The 17,916-nt window shown below is 72.3% G+C and carries 18 protein-coding genes and 2 tRNA genes; 13 read left to right on the top strand and 7 right to left on the bottom strand.

The genetic code is table 11. The features are described 5' to 3' along the window. The first annotated feature begins 19 nt into the window (after positions 1 to 19). From AB0M76_RS10795 to AB0M76_RS10785, 3 genes are all read left to right on the top strand, one after another. Positions 20 to 93, top strand: a tRNA-Met gene (locus tag AB0M76_RS10795). A gap of 229 nt (positions 94 to 322) precedes the next feature. Then, positions 323 to 2,179: a tetratricopeptide repeat protein gene (locus AB0M76_RS10790; protein WP_365952536.1), complete on the top strand. Its 1,857-nt coding sequence runs from the start codon at positions 323 to 325 to the stop codon at positions 2,177 to 2,179. A 158-nt stretch (positions 2,180 to 2,337) separates the two neighbouring features. Further along, positions 2,338 to 2,411 (top strand) — tRNA-Met (locus AB0M76_RS10785). 106 nt (positions 2,412 to 2,517) lie between these two features. Here the strand turns inward: AB0M76_RS10785 and AB0M76_RS10780 are convergent. Further along, the gene (locus tag AB0M76_RS10780; protein WP_365952535.1) at positions 2,518 to 2,934 is read right to left on the bottom strand and encodes a Fur family transcriptional regulator; all 417 of its coding nucleotides are present in this window, start codon (positions 2,932 to 2,934) and stop codon (positions 2,518 to 2,520) included. A gap of 131 nt (positions 2,935 to 3,065) precedes the next feature. Here AB0M76_RS10780 and AB0M76_RS10775 point away from each other — a divergent pair, with 131 nt between their 5' ends. Beyond that, positions 3,066 to 4,535, top strand: coding sequence for a catalase (locus AB0M76_RS10775; protein WP_365952534.1), 1,470 nt, complete (start codon positions 3,066 to 3,068; stop codon positions 4,533 to 4,535). A 77-nt stretch (positions 4,536 to 4,612) separates the two neighbouring features. Here the strand turns inward: AB0M76_RS10775 and AB0M76_RS10770 are convergent, their stop codons facing one another. Together AB0M76_RS10770 and hisN are read right to left on the bottom strand one after the other, a co-directional pair. Then, positions 4,613 to 5,008, bottom strand: a complete 396-nt coding sequence (locus tag AB0M76_RS10770; protein WP_365952760.1) for a CBS domain-containing protein — start codon at positions 5,006 to 5,008, stop codon at positions 4,613 to 4,615. A gap of 189 nt (positions 5,009 to 5,197) precedes the next feature. Beyond that, a complete protein-coding gene (gene hisN / locus AB0M76_RS10765) occupies positions 5,198 to 6,004 on the bottom strand; it encodes a histidinol-phosphatase (RefSeq protein WP_365952533.1) in 807 nt (268 codons plus the stop codon). Positions 6,005 to 6,140: 136 nt separating this feature from the next. Between hisN and AB0M76_RS10760 the strand changes: the two genes are divergently transcribed. Further along, the gene (locus AB0M76_RS10760) at positions 6,141 to 6,713 is read left to right on the top strand and encodes a TetR/AcrR family transcriptional regulator (protein WP_365952532.1); all 573 of its coding nucleotides are present in this window, start codon (positions 6,141 to 6,143) and stop codon (positions 6,711 to 6,713) included. Here the strand turns inward: AB0M76_RS10760 and AB0M76_RS10755 are convergent. From AB0M76_RS10755 to AB0M76_RS10740, 4 genes are all read right to left on the bottom strand, one after another. Beyond that, positions 6,679 to 7,002, bottom strand: coding sequence for a multidrug efflux SMR transporter (locus tag AB0M76_RS10755; RefSeq protein WP_030153546.1), 324 nt, complete (start codon positions 7,000 to 7,002; stop codon positions 6,679 to 6,681). The two genes, AB0M76_RS10760 and AB0M76_RS10755, sit on opposite strands and share 35 nt — an antisense overlap. A 91-nt stretch (positions 7,003 to 7,093) precedes the next feature. After that, the gene (gene rsgA / locus AB0M76_RS10750; RefSeq protein WP_266663953.1) at positions 7,094 to 8,104 is read right to left on the bottom strand and encodes a ribosome small subunit-dependent GTPase A; all 1,011 of its coding nucleotides are present in this window, start codon (positions 8,102 to 8,104) and stop codon (positions 7,094 to 7,096) included. 8 nt (positions 8,105 to 8,112) lie between these two features. Next, positions 8,113 to 9,450: a 3-phosphoshikimate 1-carboxyvinyltransferase gene (aroA, locus tag AB0M76_RS10745; RefSeq protein WP_365952531.1), complete on the bottom strand. Its 1,338-nt coding sequence runs from the start codon at positions 9,448 to 9,450 to the stop codon at positions 8,113 to 8,115. A gap of 75 nt (positions 9,451 to 9,525) precedes the next feature. Then, positions 9,526 to 10,239 carry a M50 family metallopeptidase gene (locus AB0M76_RS10740; RefSeq protein WP_365952530.1) on the bottom strand — a complete coding sequence of 238 codons (714 nt, stop codon included), beginning with the start codon at positions 10,237 to 10,239 and terminating at the stop codon, positions 9,526 to 9,528. A gap of 53 nt (positions 10,240 to 10,292) precedes the next feature. On the opposite strand from AB0M76_RS10740, the gene AB0M76_RS10735 reads away from it, so the two are divergent. From AB0M76_RS10735 to def, 8 genes are all read left to right on the top strand, one after another. Beyond that, entirely contained in the window at positions 10,293 to 11,108 is an 816-nt protein-coding gene (locus tag AB0M76_RS10735) for an SOS response-associated peptidase (protein ID WP_365952529.1), read from the top strand. Between the two features lie 18 nt (positions 11,109 to 11,126). Beyond that, positions 11,127 to 11,789 carry an alpha/beta family hydrolase gene (locus tag AB0M76_RS10730; protein WP_365952528.1) on the top strand — a complete coding sequence of 221 codons (663 nt, stop codon included), beginning with the start codon at positions 11,127 to 11,129 and terminating at the stop codon, positions 11,787 to 11,789. Between the two features lie 291 nt (positions 11,790 to 12,080). After that, on the top strand, positions 12,081 to 12,725 hold the full coding sequence (locus tag AB0M76_RS10725; RefSeq protein WP_008741505.1) for a sigma-70 family RNA polymerase sigma factor: 645 nt from the start codon (positions 12,081 to 12,083) through the stop codon (positions 12,723 to 12,725). After that, positions 12,722 to 13,024, top strand: a complete 303-nt coding sequence (gene rsrA, locus AB0M76_RS10720) for a mycothiol system anti-sigma-R factor (RefSeq protein ID WP_053784609.1) — start codon at positions 12,722 to 12,724, stop codon at positions 13,022 to 13,024. Before AB0M76_RS10725 ends, rsrA begins: the two co-directional genes overlap by 4 nt. Before the next feature lie 178 nt (positions 13,025 to 13,202). After that, entirely contained in the window at positions 13,203 to 14,795 is a 1,593-nt protein-coding gene (locus tag AB0M76_RS10715; protein WP_365952527.1) for an HD-GYP domain-containing protein, read from the top strand. Next, positions 14,792 to 16,090, top strand: coding sequence for an HD domain-containing protein (locus AB0M76_RS10710; protein ID WP_365952526.1), 1,299 nt, complete (start codon positions 14,792 to 14,794; stop codon positions 16,088 to 16,090). The genes AB0M76_RS10715 and AB0M76_RS10710 overlap by 4 nt, the downstream gene beginning before the upstream one ends. 105 nt (positions 16,091 to 16,195) lie before the next feature. Then, positions 16,196 to 17,197, top strand: coding sequence for a hypothetical protein (locus AB0M76_RS10705; RefSeq protein ID WP_266625664.1), 1,002 nt, complete (start codon positions 16,196 to 16,198; stop codon positions 17,195 to 17,197). 66 nt (positions 17,198 to 17,263) lie between these two features. After that, positions 17,264 to 17,899 carry a peptide deformylase gene (gene def / locus AB0M76_RS10700; RefSeq protein ID WP_266996946.1) on the top strand — a complete coding sequence of 212 codons (636 nt, stop codon included), beginning with the start codon at positions 17,264 to 17,266 and terminating at the stop codon, positions 17,897 to 17,899. Positions 17,900 to 17,916 lie beyond the last annotated feature (17 nt).

The following is a 17,916-nucleotide window of genomic DNA, read 5'->3' as shown; positions in this document are numbered from 1 at the left end:
GATACTGTGGTTTCACCGACGCGGGGTGGAGCAGCTCGGTAGCTCGCTGGGCTCATAACCCAGAGGTCGCAGGTTCAAATCCTGTCCCCGCTACTGAAGATGAAGGCCCGGATCCATGGGATCCGGGCCTTCGTCATGTCCTGGTTCATCAGGTCATTCGTCATGTCCAGGGGGACACGCGGGGGTCATGAGGTAGCTGAGACGGGTGAGTTGGGGTGGGGGCGTGTTTGACTTATCTCTCTGTGGGCATGTCGACAAAACGCTGTAGTGACCTCACAGGCTGCGACATACCAGGTGTACGCGGGTAGCAGGTGATGCGACGATGGGATTTATGGGGGACAGGTCAACTCTGCTGGAGACAGGGCGGTTTGTGAGGGCGGAAGTCGAATCGGGCGCAGAGGCCAACGAGGAGGCTCCGGTCGTTAACGCGCAGACCGCACTGACCGATGCGGATTTCGCGGAAGAGATGTTCGCCGAGACCGACCCGGCGAGCGACACCGAGCTGGAAGCACGGCACCGGGTCGCGGCCGACCGGGGCGACCCGGGCGCGATGAGCGTGCTCGGGGCGCTGCTGCTGCGCCGCGGCGACCTGGCCGGCGCCGAGCCGTACCTGCGCGGCGCCACCGCGGAGGGGGACCGTGCCGCCGCCAACAACCTCGGCGTGCTCCTGCTCCAGCGGGGCTACCCCGAGGAGGCCGCCGACTGGTGGCGGGTCGCCGCCGTCGCCGGATCCGCCCCGGCCGCACACGCACTGGGCCGCCACTTCCGCGAGCGCGGGGACGAGCCCGCCGCCGAGTACTGGCTGCGCCAGGCGGCCGAATCCGGCCATGCCCTGGGCGCGTACGGGCTCGCCGACCTGCTGGAGCACCGCGGCGACAAGGGCGTCGAGCGCTGGCTGCGCCAGGCTGCCGAGCAGGGGCACCGCGAGGCCGCGTACCGGCTGGCCCGGCACCTGCGCAAGGGCGACCCCGCCGAGGCCGAGCAGTGGTACCGGCAGGCCGCCGCGCGCGGGCACCGGCGGGCAGCGCTGCACCTGGGTGCCCTGCTGGAGGCGCGCGGGGAGCTCAAGGAGGCCGGACGCTGGTACCTGACCTCCGCCAAGCAGGGCGAGGCACGGGCCGCGTGCGCGCTCGGCTTCCTGCTGCGCGACGCCGGCGACGAGGAGAGCGCCGTCGCGTGGTGGAACCGGGCCGCCCAGGACGGCGACGGGAACGCCGCCAATGCGCTGGGCGCGCTGCACGCCGCGCGGGGGGAGACCCAGACCGCGGAGAAGTGGTACCGCACCGCCATGGACGCAGGCGACCAGAACGGGGCGTACAACCTTGCTTTGCTGTGCGCTGCACAGGAGCGGACCGCGCAGGCCGAGCAGTGGTACCGGCGGGCGGCCTACGCGGGCCACCGCGAGGCGGCCAACGCCCTCGCGATCATGCTGCTGCAGGCCGGCGACGCGGCGGGGGCCGAGCCGTGGTTCTCGAAGGCGGCCGAGGCGGGCAGCGTCGACGCCGCGTTCAACCTCGGGATCCTGTTCGCGAGCAGGGACGAGGACCGGGCGGCGCTGAAGTGGTACGAGCGGGCCGCATCGGCCGGTCACACCGACGCGGCGCTGCAGGTCGGCATCGCGCTGGTCCGCGACGGCGAGGACCGGGCGGCCGAGCGGCACCTGCGCTGCGCTGCGGGCGGCGGCAGCGCGGAGGCGGCGTTCCGGCTGGCCGCGCTGCTGGAATCGCTGGCTCCGCCGCCGGAGCCGGTGGCGCTGGGCGAGCCGGTCGGCGGGGCCCCGCGCACCGAGAGCGAGGAGTGGTACGAGCGGGCCGCGGAGCTGGGGCACCGGCGTGCGCAGGTCCGGGTCGGGATGCTGGCCGCTGCGCGGGGCGATCTGGCGGTCGCGGCGCGGTGGTACCGGGAGGCGGCCGAGGCCGGCTCCCGGAACGGGGCGTTCAACCTCGGCCTGCTGCTCGCCCGCGAGGGAAACGAGCCGGAGGCCGCGCTGTGGTGGACCCGGGCCGCGGTGGCCGGGCACGGCCGGGCGGCGCTGCGGCTGGGGCTCCTCGCTGCGCGGCACGGGGACCTGGCGGAGGGGCAGAAGTGGTGCGTCCGGGCCATGGAGCTGGGGCCGGCGGAGGTCTCCGAGCGGGCCGCTCGGCTCCGCGAAGCCCTCGCCGAGGAGCTCTCCGCCTGACCCGTGGCCGGGGTTCCGCCGCCCTGCGGGTGCGGCGCTGTTGCCGGGGGCTCTGCCCCCGGACCCCCCGCCTTGAACGCCGGCGGGGCTGGATCGGGGCCCCATCGTTAAGCGATTTGCATCTGTCGGGAAGCGTCGCGTAAAGTCGTGTTTACCGACGCGGGGTGGAGCAGCTCGGTAGCTCGCTGGGCTCATAACCCAGAGGTCGCAGGTTCAAATCCTGTCCCCGCTACTGAAGGCTGAAGGCCCGGATCCTCTGGATCCGGGCCTTCAGTCGTTTCACGACAAAAAGACGGGCCCGAGAGCATCGCTCCCGGGCCCGTCTTCGTTCTCGTTCGTCACGCCCCCGCGCAGGACGGGCACAGGCCCCGGTACGTCACCTCGACCGCCGACACCACGAAGCCGAAGCGCTCCGCGTCCGGGAGGTCGGCCAGCGGGTTGCCCGACGGGTGCACGTCGCGGATCGCGCCGCACCGGGCGCAGACCAGGTGCTGGTGGGGCTGGTGGGCGTTCGGGTCGTACCGCTTGGCCCGGCGGTCCGTGGAGACCTCCAGGACCTCGCCGAGGGACACGAGCTCGCCCAGCGTGTTGTAGACGGTGGCGCGCGAGATCTCCGGCAGCTTGTCCACCGCCCGGGCGTGCACCTCGTCGGCCGTCAGGTGAACGTGGTCACCGTCGAGCACCTCGGCCACGACACGCCGCTGTGCGGTCATACGCCATCCGCGTCCGCGAAGTCGTTCCAGCAGGTCACTCATGGACACCAGCCTAACAGCGAGGGGATTCGGTGTAACTCCCGAACCTGTGCGGAGTTGGATCCTTACTTGACTTAGACAATGTCCATTGTAGGATCGAGTACGGCAAAGGCCAAGGACGGGACACGCAAGGAATGACGCAGGAGGCGCACGTGACGCAGGGACCGCTCACCACGGAGGCCGGGGCTCCGGTCGCCGACAACCAGAACAGCGAGACGGCCGGCGTCGGAGGTCCCGTTCTGGTCCAGGACCAGCTGCTCCTCGAGAAGCTGGCGCACTTCAACCGCGAGCGCATCCCGGAGCGCGTGGTGCACGCCCGCGGCGCCGGTGCGTACGGCACCTTCACCCTCACCCGTGACGTCTCGCAGTGGACCCGGGCGAAGTTCCTGTCCGAGGTCGGCAAGCAGACCGAGACCTTCCTGCGCTTCTCCACCGTCGCGGGCAACCTCGGTGCGGCCGACGCGGTGCGCGACCCCCGCGGCTGGGCGCTGAAGTTCTACACCGAAGAGGGCAACTACGACCTCGTCGGCAACAACACCCCGGTGTTCTTCATCAAGGACGCCATCAAGTTCCCCGACTTCATCCACACCCAGAAGCGCGACCCGTACACCGGCTCGCAGGAGGCGGACAACGTCTGGGACTTCTGGGGTCTGTCGCCCGAGTCCACCCACCAGGTGACCTGGCTGTTCGGCGACCGCGGCATCCCGGCGTCCTACCGCCACATGAACGGCTACGGCTCGCACACGTTCCAGTGGAACAACGAGGCCGGCGAGGTCTTCTGGGTCAAGTACCACTTCAAGACCGACCAGGGCATCGAGAACCTCACCCAGGCCGAGGCCAACCGGCTCGCCGGCGAGGACCCCGACTCGCACCAGCGCGACCTGCGCGAGTCCATCGAGCGCGGCGAGTTCCCGACCTGGACCGTGCAGGTCCAGATCATGCCGGCGGCGGACGCGGCCGAGTACCGCTTCAACCCGTTCGACCTCACCAAGGTGTGGCCGCACGAGGACTACCCGCCGATCGAGATCGGCAAGCTGGAGCTCAACCGCAACCCGGAGAACGTCTTCGCCGAGGTCGAGCAGAGCATATTCAGTCCGGCGCACTTCGTCCCCGGCATAGGCCCGTCCCCGGACAAGATGCTCCAGGGCCGCCTCTTCGCGTACGGCGACGCCCACCGCTACCGCGTCGGCATCAACGCCGACCACCTGCCGGTGAACCGCCCGCACGCCACCGAGGCGCGCACCAACTCCCGTGACGGCTTCCTGTACGACGGCCGCCACAAGGGCGCGAAGAACTACGAGCCGAACAGCTTCGGCGGCCCCTTCCAGACGGACCGTCCGCTGTGGCAGTCCACCGCGGTCACCGGCGGCACGGGCAACCACGCCGCCCCGGTGCACTCCGAGGACAGCGACTTCGTCCAGGCGGGCAGCCTCTACCGCCTGATGTCCGAGGACGAGAAGTCCCGTCTGATCGAGAACCTGTCCGGCTTCATCGCCAAGGTCTCCCGTGACGACCTCGCCGAGCGCGCGATCAACAACTTCCGCCAGGCGGACGGTGACTTCGGCAAGCGGCTGGAGGCCGCGGTCCAGGCCCTCCGCGGCTGATTCCCCGCTCGCCGAGAGCTGAAGGGCCGGACCCCGACGGGGCCCGGCCCTCCGGCTTGCGCCGGTACGTACGGGTGCTACGCCGGTACGGTGCTGCGCCGCGCCGGCACCCAGCAGCGGATGACATCGCGTACGGACACGATGCCGACGGGCCCGCCGTGCTCCAGCACGATCAGATGGCGGAAGCCGCCGTGGACCATGGCCTCGGCAGCCTCCTGGACGGTGGCCTGCGGGGTGCAGAACACCACGTTGTTGGTGGTGTGTGCGCCCACGGACTCCCGGTCGGGATCGTGTCCCGCGCCGAGGGAGTTGAGGATGTCGCGTTCGGTCAGGATGCCGATCCCACTGTGGTCGGGATCGAGGACGACGGCTGCGCCGACCCGTCGGCCGGACATCAGGCAGGCCGCCTGCCGGAGGGTGTGGGCGGGTCCGAGGGTGAGGATCACGGTGCTCATGGCGTCGCGGACGAGCATGAAGAGAGCCACCTCCTGGGGAGAGTCCCTCCGCTTGGGTGGGTGCGCCCGGTGAAGGTCCGCACCGAACGGCACGGAACTTAGAGAAGGCCTTCACAAGCGCACAAGCGGATGGAGTCTCAGATTCCCATGGACACGGAGGGTCATCAAGAGGGCGCACCCGGTTGTCGGGCGCAGGGCACGGACGGCTCAGGCGCGCGGGCGCAGATATCCCAGCATCTCCTCGTGCAACAGCCCGTTCGAGGCCGCCGCGTTCCCGCCGTGCACGCCCTCCGCGCCGTCCAGGTCGGTGAACCGGCCGCCCGCCTCCTGGACCACGACCGCGATGGCCGCCATGTCCCACAGGTTCAGCTCCGGCTCGGCGCACAGGTCCAGCGAGCCCTCCGCGACCATCATGTACGGCCAGAAGTCGCCGTAGCCGCGGGTCCGCCAGCACTGCCGGGTCAGGTCCAGGAACCCGGCGAGCCGGCCCTGCTCCTCCCAGCCGCTCAGCGAGGAGTACGCGAAGGAGGCGTCGCCGAGGGTGCCCACCTTCGAGACCCCGAGCGGTACGGGCGCAGCGTCCAGCGCACCGCCGGCGTACGCGCCCCCGCCCTGCGCCGCCCACCAGCGGCGGCCCAGCGCCGGCGCCGAGACCACGCCGACCACCGGCCGGAAGACCCCGTCGGCATCCTCCGCCATCAGCGAGATCAGCGTGGCCCAGACCGGGACGCCGCGCACGTAGTTCTTCGTACCGTCGATCGGGTCCACGACCCAGCGGCGCGGACCGCTGCCCTTGAGGCCGTACTCCTCGCCCAGGATGGCGTCGGCGGGCCGCGCGGCCTCGATCCCGGCCCGGACGATCTCCTCGGCGGCCTTGTCCGCCTCGCTCACCGGGGTCATGTCCGGCTTCGTCTCGACCTTCAGGTCGAGGGCGCGGAAACGCTGCATCGTGGCGGCGTCCGCCGCATCGGCGAGCTGAAGGGCAAGGCGGAGGTCATCGTCATACTCGGGCATGGCCGAACAGTATCGGGACTCCCCGGACCCGGCGAACGGCGTCCACGGAGCGACCGGCAGGCGCCCTTGACAGGATCTGTCGGTCCGTCAACTCTGGCGGGAAGGCCGAGCGGGGAAGTCGAGCGGGGAGGCGCGGATGCCGGCAGCCCGGGAGTCCTTGCTGGAAGCGGCGGGAGCGGCGCTGTTGGCGCGCCCCTGGCCGTCCGTGCGGATGGTCGACGTGGCGGCCACCGCCGGGGTGTCCCGGCAGACCCTCTACAACGAGTTCGGCGGCAAGGCGGGCCTGGGCCGGGCCCTGGTGCGCCGCGAGGCCGACTGGTACCTCGAAGGGGTGGACCGGGTCCTGCGCTCCCCGGCCGGGGCCGCCGAGCGCCTCGCCTCGGTTGCGGAGTGGACCGTACGGGCGGCCCGCGCGCGTCCCCTCGTACGGGCCCTGCTGACAGGGTGCTGGGACGGGAACCTACCGATGCCGCCCGGGCAGGGAGTGCGGCCGGGCGTACCGGCCCCGGGGCCCGGGGAGCTGGCCCGGGCCGTCCGCGACCGGGCCTCGGTGGCGCTCACCCCGGGGGAGGGGGCGCAGCGGTGCGAGCTCGCCGTGCGCCTCGCGCTGTCCTACGTGATAGCCCCCGGCGAGGAGCCGGGGCTCGGTGAACTGATGCGGCTGCTGCGCCTGCTCAGTGAGCCGAACCGGACAGCTGGAGGCCGATGACGCCCAGGATGACCAGCGAGATCGAGACGAGTTTGAGGGTCGAGACCAGATCGCCGAGGAAGACCATGCCGTAGATGGCCGTCCCGGCGGCCCCGATGCCCGTCCACACCGCGTAGGCCGGGCCCACGTCCAGTTTCTTCAGAGCCAGGGTCAGCAGCCCGAAGCTGCCGAGCGCGAACGCGGCGAAGGCGATGGTCGGCCACAGCCGGGTGAACCCGTGGGACAGCTTGAGGCAGACCGCGAAACCGGTCTCCAGGATTCCGGCGACGACCACCAGCAGCCACGCCATGGCGCATGCCTCCCCGCGTCAGGTGACGTCATGTCACGTGGTGCGATTATGCATTTACCAGACGTGGTGCTCGGCAAACCCCGCCGGACGATCAGTCTCCTTCGCGGCGCTCGCGGGTCTGGAGCAGCCGCCGCAGCGAGTACAGGCGCGCCGGATCCGCGTGGCCGTCCTCCACCCACTTGTCGAGCGCGCAGTCCTGCTCGTCGTGGCTGCAGGCCCGCGGGCAGCCCTCCGTACCGGGAACCAGTTCCGGGAAGGCCAGGATCACCCGGGACGGGTCCACGTGGTGCAGGCCGAACGAGCGCACGCCCGGGGTGTCGATGACCCAGCCGTCGCCGCCCGGCAGCGGCAGTGCGAGCGCCGAGGTGGTGGTGTGCCGGCCGCGGCCGGTCACCGCGTTGACGTGCCCGGTGGCGCGCTGGCGGCCCTCGGCGACCAGCGAGTTCACCAGGGTGGTCTTGCCGACGCCCGAGTGGCCGACGAAGGCGGTGATCCGGCCGTTCAGGCGCTCGCGCACCCGGTCGGCGGCGTCGCCGCTCGCCAGCTCCTCGCGGTTGGTGACCACGTAGTTCAGGCCGAACGTGGAGTAGATCTCCAGGATCTTGTCCGGGGAGGTCAGGTCCGACTTCGTGAGCACCAGCAGCGGCTCCAGCCCGGCGTCGTACGCGGCCACCAGACAGCGGTCGATCATCCGGGGCCGCGGCTCCGGGTCGGCCAGTGCCGTGACGATCGCCAGCTGGTCCGCGTTGGCGACGACCACCCGCTCGTACGGGTCGTCGTCGTCCGCGGTGCGCCGCAGGACGGACTTGCGCTCCTCGATCCGCACGATCCGCGCGAGGGTGTCCTTCTTGCCGGTCAGGTCGCCCACGATCCAGACCCGGTCACCGACGACCGCCGCCTTGCGGCCCAGCTCACGGGCCTTCATCGCGTGGATCGTGCGGCCGTCGACCAGGCAGGTCAGCCGGCCGCGGTCGACGGTCAGGACGAAGCCCTCCGCCGCGTCCTCGTGCTTGGGCCGGATGGTGGTCCGGGGCCGGTTGCCCTTGGGGTTGGGCCGCTGGCGGATGTCGTCCTCGTCGGTGTGCTTGCCGTACCTGCGCATGACGGGCCCTACGCTCCCGCTCCCGAGAGCATGTCAGCCCACATCCTGGGGAAGTCCGGCAGGGTCTTCGCGGTCGTCGCCACGTTCTCGATCTCCACGCCCCCCACCGCCAGGCCGATCACCGCGCCCGCGGTGGCCATCCGGTGGTCGTCGTACGTGTGGAACACGCCGCCGTGCAGCGGGCGCGGGCGGATGTGCAGGCCGTCGGCGGTCTCGGTGACCTCACCGCCGAGCCCGTTGATCTCCGCGGTCAGCGCCGCCAGCCGGTCCGTCTCGTGCAGCCGCAGGTGCGCGACCCCGCGCAGGGTGGACGGGGAGTCCGCCAGTGCCGCCACGGCCGCGATGCCCGGGGTCAGTTCGCCGACCTCGCTCAGGTCCACGTCGATGCCGTGGATCTTGCCGCTGCCGGTGAAGACCAGGCCCGCGTCGGTCAGCTCGCAGGAGCCGCCCATCTCGGTGAAGATCCGGCGCAGCTCGTCGCCCGGCTGGGTGGTGCGGCGCGGCCAGTCCGGGATGGTGACCGTGCCGCCGGTGATCAGAGCCGCCGCCAGGAACGGCTGCGCGTTCGACAGGTCCGGCTCCACGACCATGTCGCGGCCCAGCAGCGCGCTCGGCGCGACCCGCCACACGTTCGGCTCGCCGCCCGCCTCGGGGGTGTCGACCTGGGCGCCCGCCGCGCGCAGCATCTCCACCGTCATCCGGATGTGCGGCATCGACGGCAGGGCGGTGCCCACGTGCCGGACCTCGACGCCCTGGTTGAAGCGCGGGCCGGAGAGCAGCAGCGCCGAGACGAACTGCGAGGAGTTGGAGGCGTCGATCTCGACGACGCCGCCCTCCAGGGCCCCGCCGCCCTGGACCGTCAGGGGCAGCGCGCCCCGGCCGTCGTCGTCGATCCGGGCGCCGAGGGTGCGCAGGGCGCTGATGACCTGGCCGAGCGGGCGCTCGTAGGAACGCGGGTCGCCGTCGAAGCGGATGTCGCCGGCGGCCAGGGTGGCGACGGGCGGCAGGAAGCGCATGACCGTGCCCGCATTGCCGACGTCGACCGTGGCCGGGCCGTGCAGGGCGGCCGGGATGATCCGCCAGGCCTCGCCGCCGGAGCCGTCGCCGGAGCTGGAGGACGCGGTCTCCTCGATGCCGACGCCCAGCGCGCGCAGCGCGTCCGCCATCAGCTGGGAGTCGCGCGAGCGCAGCGGGCGGCGCACCCAGCCCGGCTCGGCGGCGAGCGCGGCCAGGACGAGGGCGCGGTTGGTGACCGACTTCGACCCGGGCACGGTGACGGTGGCGTGGACGGTGCCGTCGGCGAGCGGAGCGGGCCAGAGGGCGTGAAGCGCGGGGGTCTCGGTCATGGCCCCCACTTTAGTGGTTCCTCCCGGACGCAGATCTTGATCGCGCCGCCGTAGCGGGGCCGGGCGGGGTCCGTCTCAGAGGTTGAGAAGCCAGCGCCCGCCGCCGATGAGCGAGCACAGTGCGACGGCGTGGAACAGGAGCAGCCAGGCCACCGGGTGGACGTGGGTGAGCCGCCCCAGCTGGTCCGCGTCGGAATCCGGCGCCCCGCCGTGCCGGCGCTTGGCGCCCAGCTCGAAGACCGGCCGCACGCCGCCCATCAGCAGGAACCACACCACCAGGTACGCGAAGACCGCCTGGACCTCGGCCGGGGCGAGCCAGGAGACCAGCACGAACGCGGCGCCGGACAGCACCACCGTCAGGGCGCCGTACGCGTTCCGGATCATCACCAGCATCGCCAGCAGCAGCGCGGTGGACGCCCACAGCAGCAGCGTGATCCGGTGGGCCGACAGCAGCGCGGCTCCGCCGAGCCCGAGCAGCGAGGGCGCCGGGTACCCGGCAGCGGCGGTCAGGATCATCCCGGGCCCGGTCGCCTTGCCGACGCTGACGGTGACCCCGCTGGTGTCGGAGTGCAGCCGGATCCCGTCCAGCTTCCGTCCGGTCAGCAGCGCGATCAGCCCGTGGCCCCCCTCGTGCGCGATGGTCACGGCGTTGCGGGACAGCCGCCACAGCGGGCGCGGCCCCACGACGGCCAGCGCGGCCACGCCCGTCACGATCACCAGCCACAGGGCCGGCGGGGTCTGTATGCCGGTCAGCCGGTCCCACAGGCCGGCGGTCGTGGTGCTGTCCATAGAGTGGCGGACTCCTTGCGGTGGTGGGCGGGTGAGATGGCAGTGTGGCAGCCATGTGCGGAAGGTATGCAGCGAGTCGTGGGCCCGAGGACCTGGTGGAGGCCTTCGGCATCGAGCGGTGGGAGCCGGAGGAGACCCTGGCACCCGACTGGAACGTGGCGCCGACGAAGGAGGTCCACGTCGTCCTCGACCGTCCTGTGAAGGACGCTCCGGATCCGCGTCCGGTTCGTCAGCTGCGCACCCTGAAGTGGGGGCTCGTCCCCTCCTGGGCCAAGAACCCCGACGGCGCCGCCCGGATGATCAACGCCCGGTCCGAGACGCTGGCCGAGAAGCCGTCCTTCCGCCGGCCCTTCGCACAGCGCCGCTGCATCGTCCCCGCCGACGGCTACTACGAGTGGGTCACCGCCCACGACGAGCGGCAGCTCGAGGTCGAGGGCAAGAAGAAGCGGGCCCGCAAGCAGCCCTACTTCGTGCTCCCCGCCGACGGCTCCGTCTTCGCCATGGCCGGGATGTACGAGTTCTGGCGCGACCCGACCCTACCCGGCGACCACCCGCAGGCCTGGTGGGCGACCTGCTCGGTGATCACCGCCGAGGCCGAGACCGGGCCGCTGGCCGTGGCCCCGGCCGAGGGCCCTGCCTCGCTCGCCGAGATCCACCCCCGGATGCCGCTGATGCTGACCCCGGACCGCTGGGACGCCTGGCTGGATCCGGCCCGCACCGACACCGGCGAACTCCAGGCCCTGCTCACACCGCCGCCGGGCGGGATGATGCGCGCGTACCCGGTGTCCGCGGCCGTCAGCAACGTCCGCAACAACGGGCCGGAGCTGCTCGACGAGCTGGCCGCGCCGCAGGAGTGCACGCTGTTCTGACCCGTGCAGGATGGGTCCATGACCACCCGTACGCGTACCGAGAGCGTCGACACCCCGGCGGGCGAGGCCCGCATCACCTGGCATCCCGCACCCGCCCGCACGGCCCGCCTCGTACTGGCCGTCAGCCACGGCGCCGGCGGCGGGATTGAGGCCCGCGACCTCCAGGCCCTGGCCGCCGCCCTGCCCGCGCAGGGGGTCACCGTGGCGCTGGTCGAGCAGCCGTGGCGGGTCGCCGGGAAGAAGGTGGCCGCCGCGCCCAAGGTGCTCGACGAGGGCTGGCGGGGCCTGTGGCCGGCGCTGGCCGAGCCCGGGCTGCCCGTCGTGGCGGGCGGGCGCAGCGCCGGGGCCCGGGTGGCCTGCCGGACCGCCGCCCAGCTGGGGGCGGCCGGGGTGCTGGCGCTGGCGTTCCCGCTGCACCCGCCGGGCCGGCCCGAGAAGTCCCGGGCCGAGGAGCTGACCGGTGCCGGGCGGCCCACCCTGGTCGTCCAGGGCGGCCGGGACCCTTTCGGGCGGCCCGAGGAGTTCCCGCCGCCGACCGCGCAGGCGGTGTACGAACTGGTGGAGGTCCCGCACGCCGATCACGGCTTCGCGGTGCCGAAGAAGGCCGGTCCGACCCAGGAGGAGACCCTCGAGGCGATCACCGGGGCCGTCACCGCATGGCTCGCCCGACTTCCCCTCTGACGTGATCCCGATCACCTTTCGGAGCCTGCCCGGCAGAGGCCTCAAACCCCGGGAATGCACGGCCCCGCCCTTCTGTTGTGCCGGATGTCGGAAACGCACGGGAAATCGTCGGAGGAGAGGGAGCGCATGACCCAGGTCATCAGCCAGCACCGTCCGCAGGCGGCAGGCCTGGACTGGACGGTCCTGCCCGGGCCCAAGCGCAGCCTGGTTCAGGCGGCGGAAGGCCGGGATGGTCGACTATTCTCCGATTCGAGCGGGTCCGCTTTCGGAGCCGTCACGCAGTCGGAGGAGGTGGGTCCTGTCGCTGGGACCGACGAAGGCCACGCGGAGGAGACAACCCCGGAGCGCAATGCGCGCTTCGAGAGGGACGCCCTCGGCTACCTCGACCAGATGTACTCGGCCGCACTGCGCATGACGCGCAATCCGGCCGACGCCGAGGACCTGGTCCAGGAGACGTACGCGAAGGCATACGCGTCCTTCCACCAGTTCCGCGAGGGCACCAATCTCAAGGCGTGGCTCTACCGCATTCTGACCAACACGTTCATCAACTCCTACCGCAAGAAGCAGCGTGAACCGCAGCGCAGTGCGGCGGAGGAGATCGAGGACTGGCAGCTGGCGCGCGCCGAGTCGCACATGTCGACGGGACTGCGTTCCGCCGAATCGCAGGCGCTCGACCACCTGCCCGATTCAGATGTGAAGGAAGCGCTTCAGGCCATTCCGGAGGAGTTCCGCATCGCGGTCTATCTTGCCGACGTAGAGGGCTTTGCGTACAAGGAGATCGCGGACATCATGGGTACACCCATCGGTACGGTCATGTCGCGACTGCACCGTGGCCGCCGTCAACTCCGCGGAATGCTGGAGGACTATGCCCGTGAGCGCGGGCTGGTCCCCGCCGGCGCGGGAGAGTCGAACGACCTGAAAGGCTCGGGCTCATGAGCTGCGGAGAGCCGCACGAGACGGAGTGCTCTGAGGTCCTGGACCACCTGTACGAGTTCCTGGACCACGAGATGCCGGACAGTGATTGCACGAAGTTCGAGACACACTTCGGCGAGTGCAATCCCTGTCTGGAGAAGTACGGTCTCGAGCAGGCCGTGAAGAAGCTGGTGAAGCGCTGCTGCGGTTCGGACGACGTGCCGACCGATCTGCGCTCGAAGGTCATGGGCCGGATCGAGCTGATCCGTTCGGGCCAGGCCGTCCCCGATCATGACGTGACCGCGGATCCCGCCACCGGCTGATCGAACAACTGCCCCTGGAAACCCACTTCGTTCACCCGAAGGTGCTAATCCGGGGGCGCCCGTACGGCGCAATACGAAAATGTGGCCCCCTGTACAAGGGGCCACGCCTATTCTCCCCAAGCGGTGCCGGTGCGATCCGGCGGTACCGGGTGCGCACGGCACAGGGGAGGAGAGCGCCATGCGGGTACTTCCCCCGGCGGCGCGCCCCTCCCTCATGCGGGCCGCCATCCTGTGCGCCGTCCTCGCGGCATTCGCCTGCACCGCCCCGGCCTTCGCCGATTCCGGCACCCCCTGGCCCGTCGTCGGGCTGCTCGCCCTCCTCTGCCTGGGCTGCGAACTCGCCAAGCTGTGCCCGCTGCCGGGCAGCCGCCGCCGGGTCCTCGAGGGCATCGGCTCCTTCTTCCCCGTGGTGCTCGCCGCCGTCTTCCTGCTGCCGCCGGCCGCCGCCGCCCTCGTTGCGCTGCCCGGCGGGTTCGCCCAGGCCGTGGTCCAGCGCCCCGCCCGGGTGCGCCGGGTGTGGCACGCGGCGCAGCAGGCCACGGCCGCCTGGGCCGCGGGATGGACGTTCGCCCTGCTGGGCGGGCCGGCCGCGCTCGGCGGAAGCCCCTTCGAGGGGTCTTTCGGCGCGGCCTTCGGGGGGTCCGGGCCGCCCGGCGCGGCCGGCCGGCTCGCGGACTTCCCGTACGCGATGCTCCCCGCGGCGGCCGCAGCCGCCGCCTTCTGCCTCGTACTGAGCGCCCTCGACGCGGGCATCCTGGCCGCCGCCGAGGGACGGCCCGCGCGGACCGCGTGGCGCGGACGGCTCACCGGCTCCCTGGCCCCGCACTGCGTGCACGGCCTCGCCGGGCTGATGATGGCCGTCATGTGGCGCAGCCCGTACGGGCTCCCGGCCGCGCTGCTCGTCCTGCTGCCGATGTACATCTCCTCCTGGGTCTTCGCCCAGTACCACCGCGAACGGGCCGCCCACCAGGCCACGATCCGGGCGCTCGTCCAGGCCGTCGACCTCAAGGACCGCTACACGCGCGGCCACAGCGAGCGCGTCGGCCAGGCCTCGGCGATGATCGCCCGCGAGCTGGGCATGGCCGAGGGCCGGCTCGAGGCCGTCCGGATCGCCGGGATCCTGCACGACGTCGGCAAACTCGGCGTCCCGACCCGGCTGCTGCGCAAGGACGGGCCGCTGACGCCCGAGGAACGCAGGGTCATCGAGCTGCACCCCGAGTACGGGCACGAGATGGTGCGCGGCATCGGCTTCCTGGGGGAGGCCCGGTCCGCGATCCTGCACCACCACGAGCGGGTCGACGGCACCGGTTATCCGTACGGGCTGGCCGGTGAGAAGATTCCGGTCCTGGCCCGGGTGGTGGCGGTGGCCGACGCCTTCGACGCGATGACCTCGACCCGCTCGTACAGCAGGGCCCGGCCGGTGCCGGTGGCGCTGGCCGAGCTGGAACGGTGTGCGGGGGCGCACTTCGACCCGGCGATGGTGCACGCGCTGGTGGACGCGATCGGCCGGGACGGCTGGCACCCGGTGGTCACCGCCGACGACGACGTGCAGGTGATCCCGGCCGGTTCCGCTTCCGCTTCCGGCCGTGCGCCGGCGGCCGTCGCCGCAGCCGCAGCCGCCGCCGCTCCTGTCGCGGCCGTCCCCGCCGCGGCCGTCCCGGACCCCGGCGGCTCCGGGCTGTCCGGGCTCCCGGCCCAGGGTGCCCGCCTGGGCGTGCGGACCGTGGACCCGCGGGCCGGGCAGGAAGCGGACGGCGGGGGCGGGGCATGAGGGGCGCGGTCGTGTGGACGGTGCGCGGGGCCGCCGGGGTACTCACCCTGGCCGGGCTCGGGCACACCCTCTGGTACGGCGTCGTCGAGCCCGGCACCGCCCTGGCCTTCGGCGCCCTGATCGCCTGCGGCGAGCTCGCCCGCCGTGACACCCGTGACCGCCGGGCGGACGGCGACCCCCGCGCCGTCCGGGACGGGGCCGAGGAGCGCCAGCCCGCACCGCTGGGCTCCGCCGGCGCCCTCGCGTACGCCCTGCTCGGCCCGAACGCCGCCCAGTCCACCCACCACGGGGTGCTCCAGATCGTCGCGGTGGTCGTCGCCGCGGCACTCGCCGGGATCGTCCCGCACATCGCCCGGGGCCGTGGTCCCGCCGCCGACCACCTGGCCCGCCGGGTCCTCACCGTCGCCTTCGCCGCCGTCTGTTTCCAGCCGCTCTACAACTCCGGCCGGCTCGAGCACGGCATCGGGCAGGGCCCGTACCTCGTCCTCTTCCTGCTCTTCCTGCTCGGCCTCACCGCCCTCTGCGACGCCGTGCTCGCCGCCGCGCCGGCCGACGCCCGTACGGGCCGGCCGTACGGGCCGCTGCTGCGCGACGAACTGCGCGCCCAGCTCGGCATCGGCTCGGCGATCTGCGCCACCGGGGTCGTCATGGCCCTTGGCGTGGCCGTCGCCGGGCTGTGGGCCCTGCCCGTCTTCTGCCTCCCCCTGCTGCTGACCCAGCTGTCCTTCCACCGGATCACCGCGATCCGCACCACCTACCGCCAGACCATCACCTCCCTCGCCCGGGCCACCGAGATCGCCGGCTGTACCCGCCCGGGGCACTCCCGCCGCGTCGCCGTGCTGAGCTGCGCCGTCGGCCGGGAGCTCGGGCTGTCGGAGCGGGAGCTCACCGTGCTGGAATACGCCGCCCTCATGCACGACATCGGCCAGCTCTCCCTCGTCGACCCGGTCCGGGCCGGGGCCACCGCCGGGCTGCCCGCCGCCGAGGCCCGCCGGATCGCCGTGCTCGGCGGGGAGGTCGCCCGGCAGACCGGGGTGCCCGCCGAGGTGGCCGTGGTCGTGGAGCGGCAGGCGGACCCGTACCGGGACCAGCCCGTCGCGGCGCGCATCGTACGGGCGGTCAACGCGTACGACGACCTGCTCGGCGGGACCCGTCACCCGGGCGGCTCACTGGCGGCCCTGGAGCAGCTCCGGCTGGGCACCGGGCGCGACTACCAGCCAGAGGTCGTGGAGTGTCTTGCAAGGGTTCTGGCCAGGGGCGGACGTGACAGAGTCGGTCAAGTCCCACTTGGGTAACCCATGGGTAATGAGCGGCCGTCCGAGTGGGCATGGTTGGATGCCAGTAGGAGTGTCCGTGAGGGTGTCCGCAAGGCTGCACCGTTGGACCGGCAGGCGGGAATCGTGAGGATCTTCGGGAAGGTACGGCATCGGCCCTCCGCTTCGTGGCGGCAGGCCACCGACCGCGCGTTCACGCTGATCGGCGACGGGCGGTACGAGGACGCGGGTGCGCTGCTGACCAGAGCCGCGGACCTGGAGCCCTGGCTGTCCGAGTCCTGGTTCAACCTCGCCCTGCTGCACAAGTTCCGGCACGACTGGGAGCAGGCGCGGGCCGCCGGACTGCGCGCCGTGGCCCTGCTGGACCGCGAGACCGGCGCCCCGGACTGGTGGAACGTCGGGATCGCCGCGACCGCGCTGCAGGACTGGCCGCTGGCCCGCCGGGCCTGGCAGGCGTACGGGCTGAAGGTGCCCGGGGACGCCGCCGCCGGCGGGAAGAAGAACAGCGGCGAACCGGTCGGCATGGAGCTCGGCAGCGCCGCCGTACGGCTGTCCCCCGAGGGGGAGGCCGAGGTGGTCTGGGGCCGCCGGCTGGACCCGGCCCGTATGGAGGTCCTGTCGATCCCGCTGCCCTCCTCGGGACGCCGCTGGGGCGAGGTCGTCCTGCACGACGGGGTCCCGCACGGCGAGCGGGTCACCGCGGCCGGGCCCTCGTACCCCGTCTTCGACGAGATCGAGCTGTGGGCGCCCTCGCCGGTGCCGACCTGGGTGGTGCTGCTGGAGGCGGCCACCGAGGCGGACCGTGACGCGCTGGAGCAGCTGGCCTCGGACGCCGGCTTCGCCGCCGAGGACTGGTCGTCGTCGGTGCGGCTGCTGTGCCGGACCTGCTCGGAGAGCGTGATGCCGAGCGGCGAGGGCGACGGCGAGCACCTCGACCCGCACGACCACAGCGAACCGGGGCATCCCGGACCGCTCGGGCACCGTACGAACGGTTCCGGCCCGCTGTGGGTGCCGGAGCGGGAATGCGGCATCGCGGCGCCGGCCGGCCTGGTGCGCGGACTGCTCGACGGCTGGGTCGCGGACAGCCCGGAGACCCGGGAGTGGCGGGATCTCGAGGAAGTCTGCTGACCGGGCACCGTAGGCTGTACCGGCACATTGGTGAACGGGTGGACTTACGGAAGGCGTACGGCGGACATGGCGCAGCAGGAGAACGAGGTCGTCGAGCTTGTGAACGACGGGTACGTCGTGGACACCGAGGACTGTGCGGAGCGCGAGCTCGCCCACCGCGAGCGCGGCACCGCCCGCCCGATCACGGTCGTCGGCAACCCGGTCCTCCACCACGAGTGCAAGGACGTCACCGAGTTCGGCGACGAACTGGCGCAGCTGATCGACGACATGTTCGCCAGCCAGAAGGCCGCCGAGGGCGTGGGCCTGGCTGCGAACCAGATCGGTGTCGACGCCAAGGTCTTCGTCTACGACTGCCCCGACGACGACGGCAACCGCCACACCGGTGTCGTGGTCAACCCGAAGCTCGTGGAGCTGCCGGCCGGCTCCCGCGTGCTCGACGACTCCAACGAGGGCTGCCTGTCGGTCCCGACCGCGTACGCCGCGCTGGCCCGCCCGGACTACGCCGAGGTGACCGGCCAGGACGCACAGGGCAACCCGATCAAGGTGCGCGGCACGGGCTACTTCGCGCGCTGCCTGCAGCACGAGACGGACCACCTGTACGGGTACCTGTACATCGACCGCCTCTCGAAGCGCGACCGCAAGGACGCCCTGCGCCAGATGGAAGAGGGCACCCCGCGCTACGAGACGGTCCCGAACGCCTGAGCCTTCCCCAGGCGCCT

Origin of the sequence: Streptomyces sp. NPDC051364 (assembly GCF_040682115.1) — a bacterium.
GTDB lineage: Bacteria > Actinomycetota > Actinomycetes > Streptomycetales > Streptomycetaceae > Streptomyces.
The sequence above is the reverse complement of the archived record's forward strand: the minus strand, read 5'-3'. Positions and strand labels throughout refer to the sequence as shown.

What these genes read in the sequence shown, in the direction of transcription:
- AB0M76_RS10790 (WP_365952536.1), top strand. Translation starts at nt 323, where the DNA reads ATGGGATTTATGGGGGACAGGTCAACTCTGCTGGAGACAGGGCGGTTT.
- AB0M76_RS10780 (WP_365952535.1), bottom strand. Translation starts at nt 2,934, where the DNA reads ATGAGTGACCTGCTGGAACGACTTCGCGGACGCGGATGGCGTATGACC.
- AB0M76_RS10775 (WP_365952534.1), top strand. Translation starts at nt 3,066, where the DNA reads ATGACGCAGGAGGCGCACGTGACGCAGGGACCGCTCACCACGGAGGCC.
- AB0M76_RS10770 (WP_365952760.1), bottom strand. Translation starts at nt 5,008, where the DNA reads ATGCTCGTCCGCGACGCCATGAGCACCGTGATCCTCACCCTCGGACCC.
- hisN (WP_365952533.1), bottom strand. Translation starts at nt 6,004, where the DNA reads ATGCCCGAGTATGACGATGACCTCCGCCTTGCCCTTCAGCTCGCCGAT.
- AB0M76_RS10760 (WP_365952532.1), top strand. Translation starts at nt 6,141, where the DNA reads ATGCCGGCAGCCCGGGAGTCCTTGCTGGAAGCGGCGGGAGCGGCGCTG.
- AB0M76_RS10755 (WP_030153546.1), bottom strand. Translation starts at nt 7,002, where the DNA reads ATGGCGTGGCTGCTGGTGGTCGTCGCCGGAATCCTGGAGACCGGTTTC.
- rsgA (WP_266663953.1), bottom strand. Translation starts at nt 8,104, where the DNA reads ATGCGCAGGTACGGCAAGCACACCGACGAGGACGACATCCGCCAGCGG.
- aroA (WP_365952531.1), bottom strand. Translation starts at nt 9,450, where the DNA reads ATGACCGAGACCCCCGCGCTTCACGCCCTCTGGCCCGCTCCGCTCGCC.
- AB0M76_RS10740 (WP_365952530.1), bottom strand. Translation starts at nt 10,239, where the DNA reads ATGGACAGCACCACGACCGCCGGCCTGTGGGACCGGCTGACCGGCATA.
- AB0M76_RS10735 (WP_365952529.1), top strand. Translation starts at nt 10,293, where the DNA reads ATGTGCGGAAGGTATGCAGCGAGTCGTGGGCCCGAGGACCTGGTGGAG.
- AB0M76_RS10730 (WP_365952528.1), top strand. Translation starts at nt 11,127, where the DNA reads ATGACCACCCGTACGCGTACCGAGAGCGTCGACACCCCGGCGGGCGAG.
- rsrA (WP_053784609.1), top strand. Translation starts at nt 12,722, where the DNA reads ATGAGCTGCGGAGAGCCGCACGAGACGGAGTGCTCTGAGGTCCTGGAC.
- AB0M76_RS10715 (WP_365952527.1), top strand. Translation starts at nt 13,203, where the DNA reads ATGCGGGTACTTCCCCCGGCGGCGCGCCCCTCCCTCATGCGGGCCGCC.
- AB0M76_RS10710 (WP_365952526.1), top strand. Translation starts at nt 14,792, where the DNA reads ATGAGGGGCGCGGTCGTGTGGACGGTGCGCGGGGCCGCCGGGGTACTC.
- def (WP_266996946.1), top strand. Translation starts at nt 17,264, where the DNA reads ATGGCGCAGCAGGAGAACGAGGTCGTCGAGCTTGTGAACGACGGGTAC.